Source organism: Pelodictyon phaeoclathratiforme BU-1 (genome assembly GCF_000020645.1).
In the GTDB taxonomy this organism is placed as follows: Bacteria; Bacteroidota; Chlorobiia; order Chlorobiales; family Chlorobiaceae; genus Chlorobium; species Chlorobium phaeoclathratiforme.
On record NC_011060.1, the window covers coordinates 2402780 to 2419118 of the forward strand.

The window sequence follows — 16339 nt, forward strand, 5'->3', positions numbered from 1 at the left end:
TTGGAACCCGACAGAAGAACTATATATCCATATAACCATACAGTTGCAAAAAAAACTCATAAAAACATACAAAGCAAAGTCGAACCCTGTGCGAGGTCAATGACCCCCGGAGATTATCCCCGTAGCAGCAAAAACAAGAACCAATACCTGCAGCAGCGCAATCAAAGTATAAATACGATCTTTTTCCCTGAAAAACAGCGGTATAATGACGACAAGGCAGAGCATCGTTACCGATGAAAGGTAGATGATTGAGAGATAACTGAGAACATCACCCCGGCCCAATTGTGTAACCCAGTCCCATCCAGATGGCACCGGTACCGCTTTGTGCAATTCTGCCGCCCGAAGATGCCAGTTCATGGCTATTTCGGCAGGAGAAACGGCGGAAGGAAGCAATTGAAAAACATAGATCACATAACCCGCTGCAACAAAAATCATTCCCAAGGTCGAAGTCCATGAGAGGACATTGGCATAGGTCAACTGAATCCGGTTTGCGTGAAGTTGTTCTTTCATGGTAATAATTAATCGTCGTCAGATTCCGAATCCTTTTAAAAGCGCTCTCAATCCCGCTGCTGCAAGCAAAGTAATAACAAGGCGTCTGACAACACGGGTATGCACCTTTGTCAAAAGCTTTGCCCCAATTTTTGTGCCGATCATCATGCCGGCAACCGATGGAATTGCGATAAGAGGAAGTACCGCTCCCTTGTGCAGATAGACCCATGCTGCAGCGGTATCATTGATAGAAAGCACAAAAATACTGGTAGCAACCGAAACTCTCAGCGGAACGCCAAGAACAAGATTGAAGACCGGTACATTCGCCCATCCGGCACCCAGCCCGAACATTCCTGCCATAAATCCAATCACAACAAAAAGAAAGAGACCAATTGGCGTACGATGGATCTGCCAACTGACATCCTTACCAAGCTGTTCATCGTAATAGATGCCATAGATATGCAATATTTTGGACAGGTTATCCGGCTCTGTGATCTCAGGATATGCTGAATTTTTTGAAAGAAGCATGATTACTGAAATACCGAGAATTGCCGCTCCAAGAGACAATTGGACAATATTTTCCGGCATGGCCAAGCCAACCATCGCACCGGCTATTGAACTGATTGAAGCAATCAATGCCATGGAAAGAGCCAATTTGAGATTGGCAAGCCCTTTCTTGAGCAAGGGAGCCCCGGCTGAAAGAGCTCCGGAAAGCGCCACAAGCAATCCCGCACCCCGAACAAAGTCAATATGAAACGGGAAAAAACTGCTTACAATAGGAACAAACAGCACTCCCCCTCCAACGCCTCCAATAACGGCAACGATACCGAGAAAAAAAGAAAAGATAAACAGCGCGATCTCCCAAACCCACCATGCGGTCTCCACAACAGGCTCAGGTGGCACGGCAAAAACTGCTGTCGGAAAAAAGAGCAGCATCCCTGTCAGCATGACCGGTAATAAAAGAGAGGTGATTGATGAATGACCTTTTTGAATCATGGCTGTACACTCAATTTTTGAACGATAAACGTTTTTTTCATCAGATCACGCCAAAACGAAGGAAGATGGCCGAAAAAACACCAATTAAGTTACTGTATTGTTATATAATTGAAGATTGTTATTTTAAGAAAAGAAATTTGCTCTTCAAAAAAGAAAATGAGAACAAGAGCAAATCTCCTCTCTTTGCTGGTCAACATTCGTGCCGGATGGTGCAGAGCAGAAAGCTGCCCGGAACAACCCCTGGAACAACCCACTTACCGGGTGGAAAAGTATGCCCTCTCCTTGTTGAGAGAATAACCCCAAGGCAAACCCGCATTCTTCCATCCGTTTACCAGGCGGCGACCTTTGTTCACTCCCTCTTTTGCCATATCGCCCTCAAAACCATCATAGACAGAATAGACATTGGTATAACCAGCCTGACTCAGGAGATTGGCTGCGCCTGCACTGCGATCACCAGAGCGACAGATCAGAACAACAGCATCAGAATTTTTCAAGCCCCGCACTTGCAATGCCTCGGCAACCTTCAGGGTAAAGCTGGAGTTGGGATTCATCAGAAAGCGCTCTTTTTTACTGTCCCATGTTGAGTAGTCATCCTGCATGAAGGGAATATTGATATCTACCTGATCAGCAATGCCAACATATTCGGTTTCTGCTGCTGTACGTACATCAACAAATAAAACAGTGGCGGGGTTGTTGCCCTTCATCTCAAGAGCCTCTTTTGCCGAGAGATATTTACCCGATACAGTTTGCTTGGTTACCGGCAATTTGGCGGGATCAAAGGTATCCGCCTGGACTGCAGAACAGGAAAGCAAAAAAAGTGTTGCGAAGAGCAGCGTAATTTTTCTCATAATACAAGTTGAATTATTGTTAAACAATCTGTTGCCTTATCTGAAAATCTTCGTTTTGCTCCTTCCTGGAGCAGAAAGATGAGCACCCCTCCCCACCGTTACAATTGGTGTGCATAGTTCAGCGACCAGTTCATCTGGCTGTGACTGATGACCAGACCATCGGCATTGGTTGCCGTTACTTCCGGGACAAACACAAGTGCGGCGGAAACTGTTGATTTATCCGTCAACTTATAACCGAAACCACCGGTATAATGATTTTCGGTAATCGCAGGAAACATCGGATTAAGATAGCTGTCCGGAACAGGATTGGTCGAAAAACTTGCCCCTGCACGAAGTGCAAGCCGCTCCGATGCCTTATACTGCACACCGATTGAATAAATCCACTGATCATCCCAATTCTGGGTCATATCCACATCAAGTGTCTGTCCCTGAAACGGGCCGTTCGATGCAGAATTGTCGGCAATAAAAGTGGTGCTGAATTTGCTCATTGCCCATGACCAGTCCAGATATTTGACATCACCGACAATCATCCAGCGCTTTGCCGGATAGAGGGCAAGACCTGCCGCCCAGGTTTCCGGCCACCCAAAATTCTTGACCTTGATGGTGCCACTGACCGATACCGGATCGGATTGAGTGAATGCCGGCCCTGCTCCTGAAAAAGAGAGCGTCGCCCTTGAACTCTTCATATCAGAGAGCGCTATCCTTGAGTGATAAGTGGCCCCGATGGTCAGAAGATTGCTGAACTTGTGTGTAAATCCCGTCTTGAACCCCGATCCATACCCGACCGCCTCACCCATAAATGGAGTGCCATTGGAAAAGTCAAAACGAACATAATTAACGTCAGTAATCGCGCCAGAACTGATGAATGAACCGAGTGTATTAAACATGGAGCCACTGACCGAGCCACCCTGGCCCTGCATTGCCATCCCGGCAAAATGAGCGCCATCCATATCCATCTGCAGATCCATGCTTCCCCAGATAAGATCGAGTGATGCACCAATGGTCGTATTTGGAGTGAGATTCCAGGCAAGAGGAAACATCAGGCGACCGATACCAACTTCTGATCGAATAGCCTCGCCACTCAGAGGAACTGCTCCACTCATAGACATGGGCATCCCGTACTGGAAAAGGGGGGAATTTTTGCCATACTCCGTTCCCATCCCACCCTGGGCAAGAACAGCCACACCCCAGGCAATGCTGCCATCTTTTCTCATATAGGAAAGAGAGGGCATGTAGTATGCTGTTCCTTCAGACTTGTCTGACAAAGAGCCATACCCGACCGACACATCTGGGTGAAGCCCCCTGATACCAAGGCCAATCTCTTCCTGGCCATTTTTCATCATCCCAAGTGTCGCCGGATTATTCATCACGGCAGAGTTACCCGTATCAAAGGCCATACCAGCTCCACCGAGAGCATGTGATTTGGCGCCATACCCCTCAAGGTTCATGCCGTTCGTAGCAAATGCTGTTGATGACTCCAGGAGCGCGACCAGAAGAGTCGCACATACTACAAATTTTCTGGTCATATTACTTCTGATTGAGGGTTATGGCATACCCGACTTCATAGCAGCAAATAACCCGTAACGATACCATTGTCCGTAAAAAACGGCGAAGAACCGATAGCAGCCTGCAGAACTCAAATCTGGCAGGAAGGCAATCGTTTCGGGTTATAAAGGGAACAAAAGAAGTCGAGAATAACCTGGAATTAACTATATAGCCGTAAAAGCATATGACTATATAGTTAATTTAACCGGCTTTTTCAAGCACTGTTTTTCCAGGAAAAAAAAGGTGGCGCCGGGTTACCTGATGGCTCTTCCCCCTCTTACTGAACCAATTCAGCCAGTTCGGAACTCACACGCATCGACTTGCGGGCAGCCTCAATAGCCGTGATACCCTCCTCTTCATGAAAGAGCGCCCAGGGAAGCTGGTATGACGACTCGTTGCCATACCTCGCCAGCATCTTTTCATGGGAATCATATTTTTCAAAATCAGGCAAAATCTGTTCAATCAAGGCAGCAACCTCTTTGGTGACCGTACCTTCCATTATCAGTTGTGATAAATGCTTGCCCGGCTTATGGGTCAACGGTGAGACACCAAAAAGCATTAATACAGCAAGACCGGTATTTTCAAGAACAAGTATGGAGCCCGAAACACAGGCACGCCAGCGCCCGAGAGCGTAATCCTGCTCCGCCTCCTGCAAGAACCCGCGGGCGAGTTCAAGCCGATAGTCAATATCCTTATGCAATCCCATAAACAACCTCCCTTAATGATTCCTGACAACTGCAGGAGTTACTTGACAGGTAACGATTCAGACAGATCACCAGCCGGAAACCACCCTGTCAAAAATCTCATCAATAATCTGGTCAACACAAAATCGGAGCGCCTCCTGCTGGCCGACAGGGTCACCAGTACGATAATCGGAAAATCCGACAAATGATTGGGTAAACATCGCTGTTTTTTTCACCCGATCAACCATTGTAACCTGTACAACAAGCGTAACCCGATTCGTCATCGCCCGCTCGGTTATGCTCGAAAGCTGGCTCGGAGCATCAGAAAAGGAGATAAGGGCACCTTCCAGCAACGCATCGGCACGAGCCAGAGAGGGAGTAACGCGAAGAGGGCTTTGCGACTCGATTCGATTGACAAGAGAGCCGGTCAACTCCCCCCTGAGCTGCGCGATACCGGCTGCGCTGCGATCTTCAAACACCGGAATGGCAATCGTTTTCAGATGTGCAGGCAGCGATGAACCTGCAAAGCTGTAACAGCCCTGAAGGGTTGCCAGAACAAGAACAAACAGCGTGATTATCGGTGCAGCAGCTTTCAGCATGACGATCCTCAATATTAATAGGTTCGGCGGTCAATCCTGTTCATCATTTTACGGAAGGGATAGGTGAGGAGCAACCATTTTTTTCTTCTTCCACGAAGAGCGGAAAGATAGATACCGGTTTTGGAGTCGCTCCAGTCAGAAGCCAACTGTACCGCAAGCTTTGCGGCGACCGACGGCGACTGGGCAAAAATATCAAGAATGGTACTGAAGGTGGCCAACTGCCGGGAAAGTTCAGGTGTCGGGTTATCGGAACTGACCATCCCGGTACGCACCAGACCAGGATGGAGCAGCATGACAGAGATCCCGGTATGTTTATACTCCGCAGCAACCGCATAGGTAAAACGGGCTATGGCAGCCTTGGTGGAACCGTAGGCACTCATCCACGGTGTGTTTGAGCCACTGTCTGTGCCCGAACCAGCCATATTGATAATCTTGCCTGGAATATCTTCCCTGAGAAAATAGCTGATTGCCGCACGACAGCCATTATAGGTACCCTTAAGATTGGTATCAATAACCCTTCCCCATCGCTCAGGATCACTCTCTGTAATGTTCATGAAGGGATCAGAGATTCCCGCATTATTGATAAAACAGTCTATCCGGCCAAACCTCTTTGTCGCCGCATCAATCAGGCGCTCCATATCAGCAGCCGAAACAACATCACAGACACAGCCGAAGGCGCTGCCCGGAGGAAACTCCGCAACAGCCGCCTGAACATTGGCATTCGAAGAAGAGGTTATAACCACCTTTGCGCCCTGGCGCACAAACTCATGAGCTATCGCTTTACCGATTCCTCTGGTTGAACCGGTAATGACGGCAACCTTCTCATCCAGTCTCCCCATGAGCAGACCTCTTCTTTTTACTGATACTTACTTTTTTCTGTTTATCCCATCGACCATCACCTCAAGCTCAGGGCGGCCAACAGCATAAGTTTCAAGAGAGATACCCTGCTCAATAGCCTCCCATGCCTGACGGATACTCATGGCTCCGGCTCTGGGGCCCATAGGATGGCCAAAAATCCCCCGACCCGGTACAAAACCAAAATCGACACTCCCCACTTTCCGGTAGACGGTTTCAAGCGTAAGCGCTGAATCACTGCCTCCTGGAACGGGAAGCGAACGCCTGATATGACCAAACTCCTGCAGACACTCGGCAATATTGTCCTTTACCTCCTCTTCAGGGGTCATCATCCTGCTGCCAAAACCGGGCATAATAATCGAATCAAGACCGGCAAGGCGCTGAAGTTTGGTCATAACCCTTGAATGGACACCATATTTTTCCATCCTGCTGAAAGCCGCAATAAAGGGAAAATGGCCAATAAGTGGCACCTTCGTATGCCGGGCAAGCATTCTGACAGCGCTGAGTCCAACCGGCAGAGCATTGATCAGCAAAGCATTCGCTCCATTGCTGACGGCAATGTCGTGCTGCTCAAGAAGTCGGTCAACCTCATCCGTAACATTTGCAAGATAAATTTTTGGCTCTCCGGTCTCCTTTTCCGCCCGAGCTCTTGCCTCTCCCAGTACTCGGGATCGCTCAATCAGGGAAGACCAGTCAACATCGGCAAGCATTTCGTCATCCTTGGCAATATCAAGCCCTCCAAGCCAGCTCTGATAGGCAATCTCGGCAAAATTGGCTGGACTGAGTCCGATATTTGGCTTCACTACTCCGAAAAAAATCGGGCGGTCATAGGCCTGAAGAAGATCACGAATACCATCAATACCAAATTTGGGGCCATCAAAAGCCCTCAGATAAGCCTCCGGAAAACCGATATCAAGCAGCTTCACCACCGGCACACCGGGAGTAAAAAAAACTCCCTCCCCACAAACAGCGGTGAGCAGATTCGGCAGCTTGGCGCCAAAATTCCGATGCGGGTGGGCAATAGTGACGCGGCATGCATGAATAGGGCCTGTTTCGAAATGCACGACCGGATAGCTGAGAGCCTCAAGCTCCCCCTCTATCGTCAGACTGATCACCCTGGCGGCATACTTTGGACGAAAATCTTCATCATGATCAACACGTTTCCACTGTGCTGTCGATTGTTCACTGCAGAAATGGGCAAGCGCCGTCTCTATATCTCCCACACACTCCAGGTAGTAATCCAGCGTCAGGTAGTCAGCCATATCGAGCTGCTCCCTTGATGCAAAGAAACCTTTTATATCCTCAGTATTCATAGAAAAACGTCATACCCCCCCCCGCTATTCCGGCCTGCCGGATGCTGCAAAAGGGTGCCCATTAAGAAAATCGAACGCTACTAAGACTACCACAGCAGGCGCTCAAGCCTGCTGCAGCGATGATCATTACTCCCTGCAATTATCCTTCAGCCTTTATGGTATTGAAATAGTCGAAGGCATCCTGCGGACTCATCTGCTCATGAACAACCTTGTTGACCGCTTTCATCATCGCAAGGGGAGCATCACTCTGGAAAATATTGCGCCCCATATCAACACCTGATGCGCCTTCATCAATTGCACGGCGAGACATCGTAAGCGCTTCGAGTTCAGGAAGCTTCTTTCCACCGGCCATCACAATCGGCACCGGACATGAAGCGGTGATGGTATCGAAATCTTCAGGCACATAATAGGTTTTAACAATCTGGGCGCCAAGCTCGGCAGCCATCCTGCAGGCCAGTCTGAAATATTTGGCATCGCGCACCATATCCTTGCCAACCGCAGTCACCGCCATGGTTGGAATGCCATAACGCAGCCCCATATCAACAAGCCTTGTCATATTGTGAATCGAGCGGGTCTCAAATTCACCGCCAATAAATATCTGGAGGGTGATTGCCACAACGTTCATACGAATGGCATCCTCAATATCAACAGCAAGCTCTTCATCAGAGAGCTCCTTGAGAATACTCGGGCCTCCGCTGCAGCGCATGACGACCGCCTTGGTAAGAGTTGGAGGAACCGTGGTACGCAAAATACCACGGGTCAGCATAATTGCATCGGCGTAAGGCATGAGCGGAACAATATTGACATCAGGACGCTCCAGACCAGTAGTCGGGCCCTGGAAATAGCCATGATCGATAGCAAGCATCACCGTTTTTCCGGTATCTGGCCGGAAAATCCTCGACAGGCGGTTTTTCATTCCCCAATCAAGAGAGTGTGCCCCCTTAAGAAAAAATCCATAGTTATTGACCGGCGTATCGAGATAATACTCTTTGGCCTGCTTGTCTTTATCGTATTCCGCCATGATGATGGTTCTCCTCTTTTCAGTTGTTTTTATTATACCTCTTCTCTCTTCATTCAGCGAAGCGCGGCTGCAATATTACCGCCATCCACTGTAGTAATTGAACCGGTCGTCCTGATTTCAAGCGCAAGATGAACAAATGCCTCGGCAACATCCTCTGCCGTTACCTCAAGCTGCAGCAGGTTTCCGGCCATATACTCCCTCTCACTCAAGCCACGTGCCGCTGAGCGGGCTTTGATCATCTCCGCGGTAAGCAGACCACTGCGAATGCGGTCAGCATTGATACCATTTGAACGAATACCATCGCGACCGTGATCAAGCGCATATTGCCGTACAAGAAACATGGTCGCCGCTTTCGCCAGACCGTAAGGGCCAAAGTCCGGACCTGGATTGACAGCCTGTTTTGAAACATTGAACAACAGCACACCGCCCGTACCCTGAAGTTTCATCACCCTGACAGCCTCCTGGGCAATGGAGTGGTGTGAAAAAAAGTTTATTTCAAAACTTTTGCGCAGCAACTCATCAGAGACCTCACCGATGCGCCCCTGGATGGCAGCTCCCACATTGGAGACAATAATGTCCACGCCTCCAAACCGGCGACAGGCGACATCGAAAGCTGCACGAACATCTGAGCGTGAAGTTACGTCACAGGTGAGGGTAAGAACATTGCCGCCAAACTCCTCCGCTGCACGATCGAGCGCTTCACGAGTCAGATCAAGAAGCACCAGCTCGGCCCCTCTCTGACGGAAAGCTTTAGCCGTTGCCAGACCAATACCACTTGCCGCCCCGGTAACCATAACAATTTTACCGGCAAAAACATCATGCGTAACCTTGGTCATCTTGGCCTGCTCCATATCCCAATACTCGATCTCAAAAGCTTCACGATCGCTGATGGATTCAAAGGTGCCAACCGATTCAGCATCAAGAATGGCCAGAGCAGTACCCGTTGCAATATCGGCATTAACTGCAGCCGATTCCGCATTCCTGCCAAGGCCAAACAGCCCGAGACCGGGAACAAGCACCACTCTTGGCAGTGGATCAAGCATGGTTACCTTCATATCGGCAGCAGCCTGCTGCTGGGTATTGAAATAGTCGATATACTCCCGACAATAACGCTGCACAGCCTCATGCACCGCAACCTTGAATCCTGCAATATCCCCCGCATCGGGAGCAGGAACAACAAGCGGCCTGTTTTTCGTCCGGACAATAAAATCAGGGGTCATGGAACCCTTCTGACTCATGGCAGCAAGATCAGCGCTGTTCACATAGTCAAGAATGGCGGGAGAAGTACGGAAATCAAGAATAAACTGATGGTACTCACGCGTACCCGGCGCCTTTTCATCAACACAGGCGCCCCTGATGACAGGAGCCACCACCTCAACCGGGGCAATCTCTGCTGGCAAGATGACGGATGGAAAGGTCTTTCTTCCGGCTGCGGCAATCCGCTCTTCAAGCGTACTGACCGCATCAATCATTCGGCAATAGGCCTCCCTCGCCGTAGCGCCAAACGTTACCAGACCATGCTTCTGCAACACAAGCCCCTTCATCTCCGGGTTTTGCTCATAAACCAGAGCTGCCGAACGGGCAAGGCCAAGGCCAGGCTTGATATAGGGCACAGAACCAAAGCTCTCACCAAGAGTCTCACGGCAGAGCCTTTCGCCATCGGGCTGATTGCTGAGGGTGAGCAGGGCAAACGAATGAGTATGAAAAATAAAGCGATGCGGCAGAAAAGCGTGAAGGAGAGTCTCAATTGAAGGAGTCAACCGATGCTCGGCCATATGATCAGTCAAACTGAACATATTCAGGAGCAGGAGATGCTTGAACTCTTTGGTTGAAAAACGCCGAAGAGCCTCTTCACTCATCAGATCGTTGCGGCTGAAAAGCTCCCCCAGCTTACGCAACGGCACCAGCCGGAGTGGCGTGTAATCACAACCGGTAACACGGCTCAAATCAACACCGCTCGCCTTGATCAACAGCACTTCAGCCCGGTTGCCAACCATATCAACCAGCTCACATTTCACGGAAGTATTCCCCCCGCCATGCATCACCAGCGAACTTTCGCTGCCAAGCAGACGGGAGGCATAGACCAGCTCTGCAAGTTCTGTCTGTACCCCGGTTGAGCTGCACTGCTCTTTGACGGAGCACTGAAGATCTGCGTCATTCCATAGGTTCTGCATAAAATATCAAACTTCTCACGCCGAAAGTCGGCATGTATGGTTGAAAAATAACGATAGCAAAAAAAGAGAACTCCCCCGGCCTCACTGTCTGCCTTTTTTTTTCTTCTCATGCCACCCCTCAATCAAAAAGCCGGAACCGTAAATAAGCAGAAAACCGGGGATTACCATGCCAAGAAAAGAGATCTTGTCGCCAATGTCCTGCAACTGACCCGAAGACCAGATCATCCATACGAGGAGATACCAAGCTGGGCCAACAAACAGAAACATGGTATTCCAGAGCTTTCTAAAATGGTATTTCATGATGATATTGAGCGTCTTGACAGAAAGAGAGAGATATCCGGTCAGATCTGACCATCAATCCGCAGCTTCCGTTCATTGAGTTTTTCAAGAATAATCCTGATCAGATACTGCAGCGCATTGAGCACATAGGTAAAATAGGCGAGAAAGGCTTCCCAGATAAGAACATGCTCAGGATAACCAAGGTAGGCCATGACAAAATAGAGCAGATGAAACGCCGCCGCAATCGTGCTCCCGATATCTTCCCACAGAAACTCTTTTGAATAAACCCATTTATCGAAAACCTCCTTCTCAAAAAACATACCAGTGATGAAAAGCAGGGCAAAAAAAAGCGTTTTAAAAAGAATAACCACACTGACCCAGTAAAAACTGGTGACAAACAAACCGTTTGCATACAGGGCTGTAGTGGTAACTCCACCGACAAAAAAGAGGAATTGGATCGGGGCAAGAATAATCTGAATATCGGTCCAAACAGAAGCATTTCTTTTGACAAGCTGTTCCGGAGTATAACGGGCCATCTTCTTTTACTCTTAACTGATAAAAAAAATATTTGTGGACATCACGAATGCCAGACCGACACGCTCACCATGGACGCATGGAATATAGTAAAATTGAAGAGAGAGAAAAAGCCCCCGAAAAAGGGAGTATTGCATGGCAGAGTGGAATTGTGATAATTGAGCGGCATGGTGCACTTTTCTTTTGCCATTCACTGCCGAAAGAGCTCCAATCGTCGGACCACCTTCGGTGGTCGTTTCTGTAGTCGGTTGTTACCGAAAATCATGGCGCACGGCAGTTCGTCCCTCACTGCCGTTCACCACGATTTTGTAACTGCCCTCTCGCTCAAAAACAAAGACGGAATGAGCTGCCAACTGACTACGGGACGAAAACCGGGCGGAAGCCCACGTTGCTGCGCCGGTTGCCGGGGGCGCAGCTGCCCCGATACGCCGACCGACAGTACTCGGCATCGTAGCGCCAGCACCCGCCACGAAGCACACGGAGCGAAAGCTTTTTTTCCTCCCACCAACTATCCGTCCATTCCCATACGTTACCAGCCATGTCGTACAGCCCTTCGGGTGTTGCTCCATCGGGGTAACTGCCAACCGGTGTTGTTGCCCCAACAGTACTATTGTAATTGGCCAATCGAACAGAGATATCTCCTTCTTCTTCCGGCCAGGGATAATCTCGAACTTTCTGCGGAGTCGTTTGCCGTATTCCTCCTGCAGCCCACTCCCACTCAATTTCCGTTGGGAGCCTATAACGCATAGTACTCCCTTCAAGCATTGAAAGCCACAGACAGTATGCACGGGCAGCATACCAAGTTACACCAACCACGGGTTGATTATTACCCTTAAATTTTGCTTCCCCATCGAAACTTGATCGAAACAAAGCGGCAAGGTCGTTTTTACCCTCATAAAGATAATCTCCCAACTGTGGCCACCAGAGGTTTCGTTTTGCAATTGCCTTAAGCTCTTCCCTGATAGATGAGACCGATACAGAAACGCCTTGAGACGAACCATCTGACTGCAAAAATTGTATAAAATCACGATAACGTTGGTTGGTCACGGGATACTTGGCAAAATAAATATCAGACACTTGTTCCTCCTTCTCTGTTGCGGAATAAAGGTAACTCCCACCCGGGATCAGGATATACTCTGCATTCTGTTCATTCGTATTTCGAAACAATTGCTGGCGATTTTCAACCTTCACAATCGGTAGCGTTGTCGAAAGTAGCCTGAAAGGAATCTCAGGCATACGTTGCATTACGGGCGGTGGTTGGGGATGTGAATTAAGGAGTGCAGCAAGCAAACGAGGATAGTCGCGTTCATCTTCTACCGGGGTGCTTAAATCAACATAAAATTTACCTTTCAACCATGATGGAGCGCTTTCATCCCAGCTCCCTTTCGCAAGTACTGGAATAAATTTTCTATGATTTTTTGTTGTAAAAACCTCGGCAGTCATAATGTCGCCCTCATACCCGGCGCCACCATCACGTTTATCGCATTTACTACGATACTTTGGGGTGCAAATAATCAGCACATAATCATTATTGCGGATCTCCTTTTCCATAAAATCCGGAAGCTGATCTCCCGGCACGGCATGCCATTGATCAAGAATAGTTTCAACACCACTGTGACGAAGGCGAGTTGCAAGATCGGCAACCCATTTTTTATGATTATCGTCTTCCCAGGAATAAGCTATAAAAGCTTTTGGTGCACTCAATTTTGATAAGAGATCTTTATCATAACCCGTGCCAAGGCGGCGAGGAAGCACAAAGCTCCCTGTATATGATGGAGAAGGATAGAGACTGGTATCGAGCGTCCATTTCTCACCGGGTTTGTCCTCATAGCGTATCGGAAAAATCGTTACCCCGCTGTTTTCGAAGGTGACATACATTGCTGTGTTTGGCCACTGTCGGGTCTGATATGAGGCCCCTGCAGCAAGCTTCAAGTAACCACCATTGGCTGACACAATACCTTTAACCGCAACCTGATGGAAATGCCCTTGAAGCAGGAGATCAACCGACTCTTCAAGAACAGCCTCAATGTTTGATTGCTCAAAAGGGCTTAACCAGTCGAGAGGATGATGAATCAAGGCAACTTTGAGATCGGCTGCTTCAAACTGCTTCCTTGCCGCATCAAGACATCGGCAACCAATGAAGAGCTTCTCATGATCATGATCGTCAATACAGAAGAGCGCACTGTTCAGGGGCAGAACGGCAAGACGGAGTCCGTTGATCGTTACGAGTTCTACCGGACTGCATGTTGTGTTTGTCGGGAACGAGCGGATGGCTTTGAAATAGTCGTTATACCATGACGAGAATGCTTGAAACTTATCTCTCAATTGTGGAAAAGTCGATTCAGGATCAAAGTACTCGTCGGCTTCTTCAGCATTATCAAGATGGCGGTGACTCCATTTCCCCATTTTGCGGTCAACATCATGGTTGCCGGGAATGATGAAAAGGCGATCGCGATTGAGAGCGGCGGCTTCGAGCAGATCATCGAAAAATTTCGTGGCAGCATCATACTCGTTGGCCTTTCCGTTTTGCGCAATATCACCAGTTGCAAAAATCAGGTCAGGAACATGCCCTTCTTCACGGAATCGCCTGACCGATTCAACAAGAGCACGAAGTATAACCACCTGATCATAAGGAGCACCATTGCTCAGATGGAAATCCGAAACATGCAGCCAGGTAAGAGCCATGTGATGAAATTGAAAGAATTAACCGCAACGAAAATGAAGTGGCTGCAATATAGTGTATTCTTTAGGAAATGGGCAAGTAATGGCAGGATGCACTGTAGATCATGCCGAAAATGTGGGCGGCACCAAAAGCCCAAGTTAACGGAGATTTGGATGTTATGAAGAGAGAACGAGAATATTCATCTCTGATTGATCCTTGCAAAAACATCTTCTGCTGATGAAGCTTTGATTTCACCACGGTCTAAAGCCTCAAATCGAGATTCGACCTCTTCTGCCCACGCAGCATCTACGGCATTGCGTGCGGCACAATCAAAACTCTGAAAAAGTTTTTCGATAAGTTCAGCCCTCTCTACAGGAAGCAAATCAAGAGCATCTTTGAAAATACGTTCTGCAACTGCTGTCATATGTTTATCCTGAAAATTATCCTGAAAAAAAATGCCCGTCATCTTCGAAACGGCTATCCGGCTCGTCCTACCAATGCCGGGCATGGGTGGTGGCTCTTTTTGCCCTGATGCTTACAGGGGCGGGGTCATCAATCTGTTCAGAGGCAGTCATCCGACTTTGCTTTTGAGCTACGGGACGAAAACCGGGCGGAAGCCCACGTTGTTGTTCCGGTTGTCGGGGGTGTTGTTGTTCCGATACGCCGACCGACAGTTCTCGGCATCGTTGTTCCAGCTCCCGCCACGAATTACACGGTTCGAACCCACGACTGATGCCCGTTTTCTTCAATGGCCACCATTGCAGAGTACACATTTTTTCTGAATTCTCTTGCATTGGCGTATTCAGTACAAGCGACCATTGGCATCGCATGGTTTGCAAACTCTTTTTGTGACCATCGCCCTGTTTGCAGGTAACCTTCATAAAGCCAGGATTTCTGGATAAAGCGTTTTTTGCTTCGTCGGGCAAGGCGCACAGAGCCCGGAAAGAGCAGATAGCCCAAAAAGGGCAACCCTTTTCTACTTTCGTTCAAACAAAAGGGTTTGAGCTGAAGCCGCAACTCCCTTGCAAGATAGTCCTGAAGGCGGTATCCAGCTTCGAGCAATGCCTCTTTATCATGATGCCATAACACCATATCGTCCATATAGCGGACATAGGCTGGAATGCACAGTCTTTGTTTGACATAATAATCGGCGACCAACAAATAGTGGTTGGCAAAATACTGGCTGGTCAGGTTGCCAATCGGAACACTTTTACCGGCTTCGGTAGCGTAGCTGTCAATTATGTTGTCGAACATCAACAGCACATTCTTGTCTTTGAACATGCGATAAAGCTGCTGTTTCAGAATTGAGTGGTCAATGCTCTCAAAATATTTGCGAACATCAAGTTTCAAGAACCAACGGAAGTGGCGATGATACTCCCTTGCCTTGTCGAGCGCCGCATAGGTACCTTTTCCGGGGCGGCTGGCAAAACTGGTGACAATCTGCTGCTTTTCGAACGAGGCATGGCAGACATTCATCAAGGCATGGTGCAGAACCCGCTGCGAAAAAGGGGTGGCGCAAATCAGCCGTTTTTTGGGATCGTAAATAGTGAAGGTGTGATACCCTCCCGTTTCGACTTCTCCCGAAAAGAGTTGCTGTTGCAGCCGTTGCAAATTTTGCGGCAACTGCTTCTTATAGGCGCCTACATAGTGTTTGGAAACTTTGCCTTTTTGCGCCTTGTAGAATGCCTCATAGAGATTCTTCAGATCAGCAATCTCTTCAAGCAACTGCCCCTGACGTTTCATTGGTTTCCGGCTTATCCATGAAATAGTGAGCAAAACGCTCAACTTTCTTTTCACCAATACCCTTTATACCAAGCATGCTCTTGATGGTGATCTCTTCAAGTTTTGCAAGCTCCGCAAGCTCTTCGTCGGTAAAGACGATAAAAGCGGCAACACCTTCCGTTATCGCCACTTTTTTCCGTATTGCACGCAGATGCGAAAATTTGCGGAATGTTGGCTCATCAAGCATCTCACGGTAATCAACCTTTGCCTTGCTCCCGTGTGCCGGGTTGAATGTTTGCTCAATGTAACGCACACAAAAACACCAGTTGGCTCCATTATCGTTGCTGATCAGCTTATGCTGGATTTCCAGAACTTTATGCGCCTTCAGAAAGGTGTTCATCTCCTGCAAAGCGCCCCCGCTGTCACCGATGGATATGGTAAAGAGTTTTATCTGCATAAGCGTATAGCGGCTGATTTGATAACCCTGGAAGAGATACTCGCTTTTTCAAAAATATCGTCGGACCACCTGCGGTGGTCATTTCTGTTGTCGGTGGTTACCGAAAATCGTGGCGCACGGCAGTTCGTCCCTCACTGCCGTTCACCACGATTTTGTAACTGA

Annotated in this window: 17 protein-coding genes; all 17 read right to left on the reverse strand. The window is 48.5% G+C overall.

Going from position 1 to position 16339, the window contains the following annotated elements:
- Window positions 1-96 precede the first annotated feature (96 nt).
- Window positions 97-510, reverse strand: coding sequence for a DUF1634 domain-containing protein (locus PPHA_RS11505; RefSeq protein WP_012508997.1), 414 nt, complete (start codon window positions 508-510; stop codon window positions 97-99).
- 18 nt (window positions 511-528) lie between these two features.
- Window positions 529-1485 carry a sulfite exporter TauE/SafE family protein gene (locus PPHA_RS11510; RefSeq protein ID WP_012508998.1) on the reverse strand — a complete coding sequence of 319 codons (957 nt, stop codon included), beginning with the start codon at window positions 1483-1485 and terminating at the stop codon, window positions 529-531.
- Between the two features lie 254 nt (window positions 1486-1739).
- Complete coding sequence (locus PPHA_RS11515) at window positions 1740-2333, reverse strand: rhodanese-like domain-containing protein (RefSeq protein WP_012508999.1); 594 nt, start codon at window positions 2331-2333, stop codon at window positions 1740-1742.
- Between the two features lie 98 nt (window positions 2334-2431).
- Window positions 2432-3859, reverse strand: a complete 1428-nt coding sequence (locus tag PPHA_RS11520; RefSeq protein ID WP_012509000.1) for an OmpP1/FadL family transporter — start codon at window positions 3857-3859, stop codon at window positions 2432-2434.
- Between the two features lie 296 nt (window positions 3860-4155).
- On the reverse strand, window positions 4156-4584 hold the full coding sequence (locus PPHA_RS11525; RefSeq protein ID WP_012509001.1) for a HEPN domain-containing protein: 429 nt from the start codon (window positions 4582-4584) through the stop codon (window positions 4156-4158).
- 66 nt (window positions 4585-4650) lie between these two features.
- Entirely contained in the window at window positions 4651-5160 is a 510-nt protein-coding gene (gene lptE / locus PPHA_RS11530; RefSeq protein WP_012509002.1) for an LPS assembly lipoprotein LptE, read from the reverse strand.
- 14 nt (window positions 5161-5174) lie between these two features.
- Window positions 5175-5999, reverse strand: a complete 825-nt coding sequence (locus PPHA_RS11535; RefSeq protein ID WP_012509003.1) for an SDR family NAD(P)-dependent oxidoreductase — start codon at window positions 5997-5999, stop codon at window positions 5175-5177.
- A gap of 27 nt (window positions 6000-6026) precedes the next feature.
- On the reverse strand, window positions 6027-7328 hold the full coding sequence (locus tag PPHA_RS11540; RefSeq protein ID WP_012509004.1) for a RuBisCO large subunit C-terminal-like domain-containing protein: 1302 nt from the start codon (window positions 7326-7328) through the stop codon (window positions 6027-6029).
- 139 nt (window positions 7329-7467) lie between these two features.
- Window positions 7468-8349 carry a 3-hydroxy-5-phosphonooxypentane-2,4-dione thiolase gene (gene lsrF / locus PPHA_RS11545; RefSeq protein WP_012509005.1) on the reverse strand — a complete coding sequence of 294 codons (882 nt, stop codon included), beginning with the start codon at window positions 8347-8349 and terminating at the stop codon, window positions 7468-7470.
- A 53-nt stretch (window positions 8350-8402) separates the two neighbouring features.
- The gene (locus PPHA_RS11550) at window positions 8403-10523 is read right to left on the reverse strand and encodes a bifunctional aldolase/short-chain dehydrogenase (RefSeq protein ID WP_012509006.1); all 2121 of its coding nucleotides are present in this window, start codon (window positions 10521-10523) and stop codon (window positions 8403-8405) included.
- 81 nt (window positions 10524-10604) lie between these two features.
- On the reverse strand, window positions 10605-10823 hold the full coding sequence (locus PPHA_RS11555) for a hypothetical protein (protein WP_012509007.1): 219 nt from the start codon (window positions 10821-10823) through the stop codon (window positions 10605-10607).
- A 41-nt stretch (window positions 10824-10864) separates the two neighbouring features.
- Window positions 10865-11338: a 2-vinyl bacteriochlorophyllide hydratase gene (bchF, locus tag PPHA_RS11560; RefSeq protein ID WP_012509008.1), complete on the reverse strand. Its 474-nt coding sequence runs from the start codon at window positions 11336-11338 to the stop codon at window positions 10865-10867.
- Window positions 11339-11693: 355 nt separating this feature from the next.
- The gene (locus tag PPHA_RS16030; protein WP_012509009.1) at window positions 11694-14021 is read right to left on the reverse strand and encodes an SUMF1/EgtB/PvdO family nonheme iron enzyme; all 2328 of its coding nucleotides are present in this window, start codon (window positions 14019-14021) and stop codon (window positions 11694-11696) included.
- 176 nt (window positions 14022-14197) lie between these two features.
- Complete coding sequence (locus PPHA_RS11570) at window positions 14198-14422, reverse strand: addiction module protein (RefSeq protein ID WP_012509010.1); 225 nt, start codon at window positions 14420-14422, stop codon at window positions 14198-14200.
- Window positions 14423-14590: 168 nt separating this feature from the next.
- Window positions 14591-14725 carry an SUMF1/EgtB/PvdO family nonheme iron enzyme gene (locus PPHA_RS15710; protein WP_150085695.1) on the reverse strand — a complete coding sequence of 45 codons (135 nt, stop codon included), beginning with the start codon at window positions 14723-14725 and terminating at the stop codon, window positions 14591-14593.
- Window positions 14707-15741: an RNA-directed DNA polymerase gene (locus tag PPHA_RS11575; protein WP_012509011.1), complete on the reverse strand. Its 1035-nt coding sequence runs from the start codon at window positions 15739-15741 to the stop codon at window positions 14707-14709. The genes PPHA_RS15710 and PPHA_RS11575 overlap by 19 nt, the downstream gene beginning before the upstream one ends.
- The gene (locus PPHA_RS11580) at window positions 15716-16177 is read right to left on the reverse strand and encodes an HRDC domain-containing protein (protein ID WP_012509012.1); all 462 of its coding nucleotides are present in this window, start codon (window positions 16175-16177) and stop codon (window positions 15716-15718) included. Before PPHA_RS11580 ends, PPHA_RS11575 begins: the two co-directional genes overlap by 26 nt.
- Between the last annotated feature and the right edge of the window lie 162 nt (window positions 16178-16339).